At 46.0% G+C, this 810-nt stretch carries 1 protein-coding gene; it reads right to left on the reverse strand.

Features of this window, described 5'->3' with window-relative positions; all coding sequences use genetic code 11:
- Positions 1–588: AsmA family protein (locus tag R8O11_RS26570; protein WP_318194788.1), on the reverse strand; the 588-nt coding region annotated here is incomplete at its 3' end.
- Positions 589–810 lie beyond the last annotated feature (222 nt).

Consider the following 810-nt stretch of genomic DNA (forward strand, 5'->3'; position numbering starts at 1 on the left):
CCATTTAAAAGACGTGCCATAGAGGGTGCTGTTTTGGGCTTGATAATCCACATCAACCAGTACTTTTTGTATCGCCTCACCGTGCCAATACATTTGCTCTGCAGAAGCCTGAATAGCGCCGTAAGGCCATAATTGTTGAGCGTTTAGCCAAGTAGGATCTTGGATTTGGATACTCAATCCAGTTACGGAAAAGCGCGCATCCGCGTAATCAATATTTTTCAGCGCAATCTGGTGGAACTGGATCGACTCTAAGTTAGGCCGTGTCGGTATGCCTTTTTTTAGACTCACCCCATCGATCAGCAAGCTATCGATAATCCATTTCCCATCTCGTCGTATGTCAGGGTTCAGCCACACGTCGACTTGTTCAATATAAGGTAGTTGAGCGTCTTGGGAGCGAACGTTTTGCAGCGAAAGGTGGTAAGGGAAGTCGTAATGAACGCGCTCCGCTTGGATCGGTAAGCCAAGGTAGGGTGAAACCCATTGCCATGTAGAATTGGCGTATGAGGTGGTTAACAGCGCAATAATGGTCGCCGGAAAGGCAATCAATACCACCAGTAAGAGAATTAGAATTCGACGCGCTGTTTTCATCCCTGCCAGAACCTGTAAGTGAAGTGTCGGAAAACTGATGAGGTCAGTTATACAAATAACCCAGTTAGGCTTTAGCTTGTATCAATCTGGTGTGGGATTCAATAAAAAGCCCCTCAAAAGAGGGGCTTGAAGAGCATTTTTGTAACTAAGTCACTGTTGTCATCAAATCACAGGTCACTCAGTTTTGCTTCGGTATTAGTCCAGTTGAGGACCAGCCGCAAC

The sequence above is a fragment of the Vibrio sp. 1288 genome (genome assembly GCF_033344475.1).